At 55.7% G+C, this 6,746-nt stretch carries 3 protein-coding genes; 2 read left to right on the top strand and 1 reads right to left on the bottom strand.

Annotated elements, in window-relative coordinates:
• The first annotated feature begins 163 nt into the window (after positions 1–163).
• On the top strand, positions 164–1,318 hold the full coding sequence (locus tag HALLA_RS18330) for a cobalamin-independent methionine synthase II family protein (protein ID WP_049954915.1): 1,155 nt from the start codon (positions 164–166) through the stop codon (positions 1,316–1,318).
• Positions 1,319–2,557: 1,239 nt separating this feature from the next.
• Here HALLA_RS18330 and HALLA_RS18325 read toward each other — a convergent pair.
• A complete protein-coding gene (locus HALLA_RS18325) occupies positions 2,558–4,252 on the bottom strand; it encodes a (2,3-dihydroxybenzoyl)adenylate synthase (RefSeq protein ID WP_049954914.1) in 1,695 nt (564 codons plus the stop codon).
• Between the two features lie 273 nt (positions 4,253–4,525).
• On the opposite strand from HALLA_RS18325, the gene HALLA_RS18320 reads away from it, so the two are divergent.
• Positions 4,526–6,667, top strand: coding sequence for an oxidoreductase (locus HALLA_RS18320; protein WP_049954913.1), 2,142 nt, complete (start codon positions 4,526–4,528; stop codon positions 6,665–6,667).
• Positions 6,668–6,746 lie beyond the last annotated feature (79 nt).

Below are 6,746 nucleotides of genomic sequence, written 5' to 3'. Positions count from 1 at the left end.
CGTCTATATACTGAAGAAAGCGTCCCATCAGACCACACTGAGTGTTCCATCAGATCACACTGAGTGTTCCATCAGATCACACTGAGTATTCAATCGTACCACAACGAGATGTGAATACCGTGAGTTATATTGCGGATGGTATATATTACACACAAGTATCGCAATGACAGCAAATGACGATCGGATTCGTACGACGCATATCGGCAGTCTTCCTCGATCACCGGAGCTGCTCGATCTCCTTACGAAGCGCCAGAACGGCGAAGAAATCGATATCGAGGAGTGGGACACTGCCGTCTCGGACGCCACGTACGATGTCCTCGAGCGTCAGGCGGAGGTCGGCATCGATGTGGCCAACAACGGCGAACAGTCCCGGGTCTCGTTCAATTGGTACGTAGCAGACCGCCTCAGCGGAATCGACGGAAAGCGCGAACAGGAACTCTGGGCGGATCTCCAGGAGTTCCCCGATTACGCCGAGGAGACGTTCAAGACGGACGTCATCGACCTCTCGATGCAGCCTGTCGTTACCGGTCCCGTCGAATACACCGGTCACAACGAGGCCAGAACCGAACTCGAAGAATTTCGCGACGCCCTCGGGGCCGTCGACGCCGACTTCGAAGGAACGTTCGTGACCTCGGCGTCTCCCAGCGTCATCACCGCTACACACGTCGATGACTACTACGACTCCTACGAGGAGTTCCTCTTTTCCGTCGCGGACGCGATGTCCGAAGAGTACGAGCTCGTCGCCGAGACTGGAATGACTCTCCAGATCGATGCTCCCGAGTTCCTCACCGTGGGTCATACGCCCACGTATGCGGATAAACCGCTCGAGGATGTCAAGGGAGCCGTTCGACTTCACGTCGAAGCACTCAATGAGGCGCTTTCGAACGTTCCAGAAGAACAGGTCCGGATTCACACCTGTTGGGGAAGCTACGAAGGACCTCACCATCTTGACACGGACCTCGTCGATCTTCTCCCGGAGATCTACGAGGCAGACATCACGGGGCTCAGTGTCGAGCAGGCCAACCCTCGCCACCAGCACGAATACCGCGCGTTCGCCGAGCATCCACTTCCCGACGGCTGGTCGCTGATCCCCGGCGTTGTCGACGTAAAGACGAACATCGTCGACCACCCAGAGACCATCGCAGACCGCCTGGAGCGGATCGTCGACGTGGTCGACGATTCGACGCCGATAGTCGCCGCACCTGATTGTGGCTTCGGAACACAGGCAGGAATCGGAATGGTTCATCCCGAAATAGCGTGGAAAAAGTTAGCGGCACTCGTTGATGGTGCCAAAATTGCGACCGAGCGTATCTACTAATACGTTCGTTCAGTGGATGAGTAGAGGGTCTCACGCAGCATACTATCGCAACCATCCCTCTTGGAGTCCTTCAACGAATAGAAGAGAGAAATGAGTATTGCTGTTCACAGTTGACGACAGAGTGAGATGTCAGATTAATCGCTGAAGACACTGTCTCGGTTAGCACTCTAAACATATATTATTATTTATTAAATCATTATTTTATATTGTAGTAGTGGGTTTTCAACACAATACTTTAACCGCGCTCGATCGACTGACAATACACGACTATAACGTGATCTACCATATATTGGTGGTCTATAACCATTTTCGATCAAATTTTGTTTGATATAGTTGGTATAGTCGCATATAATCACTCGAGCAGGAAAAGTTAGGTAATCGCTGTCATCAACAAGAACCACTGTGTTGGAGATGCTGTTTTTCAATCAATCAGCGCTAAATGAAGCGAGTGGATCATTGCTCGTGCCAGTGGCTGCGACACCTAGACTCAACTTTGACCCAATATATTGTATTATATATACAATAGTTCTCTGCGACACTAATAACATATATCTAATGAATAGTGGTTCACGGTAGCAAAGAGCCACAGAACACTTCGCGTTCTGCTGTCGATACCATATCGAATTTATCAAATCACCCAAAAACGTCGCAATCAAATATTATTACATGTGTATGAATGTAAATGGTGGGTGTGTTCGATGACTTCGGTCTCCCCACCCCGGCTACAACGCAGTCGAGTTCCCTCCGTGAATTCGTTCCGTCTCATAGAACGCCAATCCATATCCCTAATGATTTTCATCAATACACGCAGGATATTGCATAACACGGAACAGAAAAAGTAGAAAACAGTTTTTCAAAAACACGTTCTTATCTCCTTCAGATGAAAACGAATAGACTACTCGAGTCGATTTACACTATATTTCGGAATTCATTATCAGTCAGTAATGGTCGTTAATGGAAGACTCGAGTCCCGTCACGTCGTAAGATAACGAACACCACGATATGCGGTTGGAGTGAAGGAAGGGGCTAGATGAGTATCTCTCGAGCAGCGAACCGTCTCAAGGGTAAGTACGGTGTAAATATTCAATTTTCGTCATGCTACGCCCTTTCTGGCTCGCATAAATCGTGCACGCAAAGCGGTTGTTCGCTGACGAAACGTATCGATCATCGGACGACCGTGAGGGACACAACCCGTTCGCCTGGCGACACAGCAGAGAATGACTCGTGAACGATGACCAGTTAGTACTCGTCCGAAAGCTGTCCTTCGTTCTTGAGTTGCTCGATAATCCGTTCCTCGAGATCGACTTTTGCAATTTTCCCGACGCTCGTCCGCGGGAGATCATCGACGATTTCCAATCGCTCGGGCCGCTTGAATACGGCGATCCCACGGTCACTGAGATACGACTGTAGCGCCTCGAGTGTCAGATCATCTCCACGATCCCGTAATTCAACGAATGCCACAGGACGCTCACCGAGCCGTTCGTCGGGCATCCCGATCACTGCGACGTTCTCGATCGCTTCGTGTTCGATTATCACGTCCTCGAGGTCCGGCGCGTAGATGTTCTCGCCACCGCGGATGATCGTTTCTTTGATCCGGCCGTGGACGCGATAGTTCCCATCATCATCGATCGAGAGCAGATCTTCGGTGTAAAACCATCCGTCGTCGTCGAAGTTTTCGGCGTTTTCTTCGGGCGTCCGGAAGTAGCCCGTGAAGTAGCCGGGTCCGCGAACGGTGAGCTCACCCTGCTGGCCCTGGTCGACAGTTGACTGGCGGTCTTCAGAGACGATCTTTATTTCGTCCTCGTCAGGTGCGATCGGTCGGCCAACGGTGTTGGCTTGCGTATCGACGTCGTCGTTGGGACGAGTGCAAATGAGCGGTCCTTCGGCCATCCCGAAGATGTTGCAAAAGCCAATCTCGTACTCCTCGACCAGTTCGTAGACCACTCGTGGGGGCACCTTCTGCCCGCCGCTGATGAGCACCTCGAGCGACGACAGGTCGTACGAGTCTCGGTCGGGGTGCTCGAGAATATCGACGAGTTGGGTTGGAACCGGCAGTGAGTAGGTGCCGCCGACGTCTTCGATGAGTTCCAAGAGCCGATCTGGTTTCAACACCGGTTCGACGGCGATCGTTGCTCCGGCCCAGATAGCTGATCCGATGACACAACACAGCGAGGCATTATGGCCGATCGGAACGCTCGGGAACGCGGTCCAGTCTTCCTGTACATCGACTGCCGCGGCCATCTGTTCCCACTGGAAGACGTAATCGTTGTGCGTTCGGGGGATCCCTTTCGGCAGTCCCGTGGTGCCACCGGACAGGAGCATCACGCCCGGATCGCTCGGATTGACGTCGACCGGCGACAGGTCGCCGGGTTCGTACGCCGTTCGTATCTCGTCGAATCCGGACCAGTTCGCCGGAAGCTCCTGTTGTGCCCCGGCAACGGCCACTAGCTGCTCGAGGGTCGAATATTCGTCCGCGAATTCGGTTACGAAGTCGACGTAATCGAAACCCAGGTCGTATCGGTCTCCGGTCGTGATGTAGGCCTTCGCGTCAGTCAGCTCGACGACGTGTCGCGCCTCGCTTTCGCGGTGTCGGGGCAACAGCATGACCGGGATAACCCCGAGTCGAGAGCACGCGAAGAACATCTCGAGGAATTCGACCGAATTGGGGAGTTGAAAAACGACTCTGTCGAGTCGTTCGAGGTCCGTTTCGTGCTGGTAGAACGCGGCGATACGCTTGGACGTTTCAACGAGTTGTGCGTAACTCAGTTCTCGGTCGGGACCGACGACTGCAGTCTGGTCGGGATGGCGCTCGGCCCGTTCGTCGAGGACTTCGTGGAACGCTTGCTCGTTCCAGGAGCCGTCTTCGATGTACCTCGTGGCTCGCTCGTCAGAAAACGGTACGTAGCCATCGATCTCAGCTGACGGTAGTTGCATTCACTCACTAGTACTCAGGCAGCAGCATTTAATTGCTATGTTGGTATGAAAACACGTTCTCATCACCCGCGGTAACAGCGAGCGGTCTTTCGCGGCAATGCCATTCCGTGAGCATACCGGTTTCCGCGGACAGCATCGATCGTCCGTAGCGATCGCTGTGGTATGCGAAATTATTAAGATCCGCCACGGATCATGGGTAGACGTAATGAGCGTAAAGCTGGCTTCCGTCCAGAATGCCACGTGTGTACGATATGCCGGCGAGGTGACCGTGTGATGGACATCGCAACCATCGGAGGCGGGCCCGGCGGACTGTACGCAAGTATTCTCCTGCAAAAAGCGAATCCGGACTGGGAGATTACCGTCCACGAACGGAATCCACAGGGTGTTACATACGGGTGGGGAATCGTCCTGCCGAATCGGACGCTCTCGAAATTGCAGGAAGTCGATGAGCCGTCCTACGAAGCGATCATCGAGCGATCGACCCAGTGGGAGCCATTCGATCTCTTCTACAAGGGCGAACGGTATCGCTCGTCGGGCCACTCGTTCGTCAGCATGCTCCGAACGGACCTGCTCGAGCTCCTTCAGGAGCGGTGTCGCGAACTCGGCGTGACCCTCGAGTTCGAGAGTGAGATCGAGGATCCGCACGCGCTGGCGACCGAATCAGATCTTGTGATCGGTGCCGATGGGATCCATAGCGAGACGCGAACACAGTTCGCCGACGAGTTTGGAACGGAAACCATTGACGGTGAGTCACGGTTCTCCTGGTTTGGAACCGAAGCAGACTTCGACGCGTTGAGCCACATCTTCGTCGAGAACGAAGACGGTATCTGGTGTGCACACACCTACCCCGGATCCGTGAGTACGTTCATCGTTGACTGCGATGCGAAAACGTGGGCGAACGCCGAACTGGACAAGTTGCCCGAGGACGAGTATCTGGCTTACCTCGAGGACGTCTTTGCGGACCATCTCGGCGGGCACGAACTGCTTTCGCAGGTCGATCGATGGCAAACGTTCACCACGGTCAAGAACGAACGCTGGTCGCACGAAAACCTCGTCCTCATCGGTGACGCGGCGCATACGGCCCACTACTCGATCGGATCCGGGACGACCCTCGCGATGGAGGATGCGATCGCGCTCAGTGGCGCACTCGAGGACCCCAACGGATCCGTCACAACGGCCCTCGAGGAGTACGAAAACCAGCGCCGCCCCATCGCAACGTCGCTGCAACGATCCGGGGAACGGAGCCGTATCCACTTCGAAGACATCCGCCGGTTCTACGATTTCGACGGCATCCAGTTTGTACTGCACCATCTCACTCGGTCTGGTCGACTCACGTACGATAGCATGGCCCGACGCGATCCCGACCTCGTCGACGAACTCGAGCGGTGGTTTGCCACGAACGCACCGGCCGCCGGGAAGTCCGAAAGCCGAAATGGGCCTGCAGCACCTGCAACACAGCCGTTCGAACTGCGCGATCTCACCCTCTCGAACAGAGCGGTTCGCGTCGCTGCACAGACGTTCACAGCGCAGGATGGAACGCCGACGGACGCACAACTCGGCGCCTTCTCCGAGCAGTGTGGTGATGGTGCCGGCCTGACGATGACCGAGCCGCTCGCCGTGTCCAAAGACGGTCGAATTACGCCTGGCAGTCCCGGCCTCTATCGCAACGAGCACGCCACTGCCTGGGCGGAGACGGTTGTGACAGCGTCCACACCGGTCGGCACGACCCTAGTACACGCGGGGACGAACGGAGCGCGACAGACACAGCCGTTCGGCCTCGAGGGTCCGGTTGACCGAAACGAGTCGTGGGCGCCGCGAGTCACGGACCAGTATTCAACTCGCCCGCGTTCGTACGCGCCCGACCGATTGGAGTCCGCGGATCTCGAACGGATCAAAGACGACTTCGTCGCGTCGACGAAACGGGCCGACGAAGCCGGCTTCGAGTATCTCCAGATCCAACTCGGGAACGGATACCTCCTTGGGTCGTTCCTGTCCCCACTCAGTAACGAGCGAACCGACGAGTACGGCGGTTCACTCGAGGAACGACTGCAGTTCCCGCTCGAGGTCGTCGACGCAGTCCGCGCAGCGTGGCCGGCCTCGAAGCCCCTGGGTGCGGTCGTGCAAGCGACAGACCTGGTCGACGACGGGTTGACGCTCGCCGATTCGTTCGTTATCGCACGCGAACTCTCGGAGCACGGCATCGATCTCCTCGCTCCGGTCGCTGGTGGCGTTTCGGCGGCCCAGACCGACGACAACGTGCACGGATTGGCCAACTTTAGCGACGAAATCCGCAACGAAGTCGGTGTGCCTACGATGGCAACGGTTCAGGCGACGACCGCGGACGAGATTAATACGTTAGTCGGAACGAGCCGTGCGGATCTCTGTACGTACTACGGGCCGATCGACCGCCTCTAAACCGATTCGGCGACCGAGTAAGGTGCGGACGTATTCTCGAACAGTTACCGACGCAACTGCTTTGATGACTCGCGTTGAA

This window comes from Halostagnicola larsenii XH-48 (genome assembly GCF_000517625.1).
GTDB classification, from domain to species: domain Archaea; phylum Halobacteriota; class Halobacteria; order Halobacteriales; family Natrialbaceae; genus Halostagnicola; species Halostagnicola larsenii.
Note: the sequence above shows the minus strand (reverse complement) of the source record. Positions and strands in the feature narration are given on the sequence as shown.

Coding starts and splice junctions, on each gene's coding strand:
- HALLA_RS18330 (WP_049954915.1), top strand. CDS start 164: ATGACAGCAAATGACGATCGGATTCGTACGACGCATATCGGCAGTCTT.
- HALLA_RS18325 (WP_049954914.1), bottom strand. CDS start 4,252: ATGCAACTACCGTCAGCTGAGATCGATGGCTACGTACCGTTTTCTGAC.
- HALLA_RS18320 (WP_049954913.1), top strand. CDS start 4,526: ATGGACATCGCAACCATCGGAGGCGGGCCCGGCGGACTGTACGCAAGT.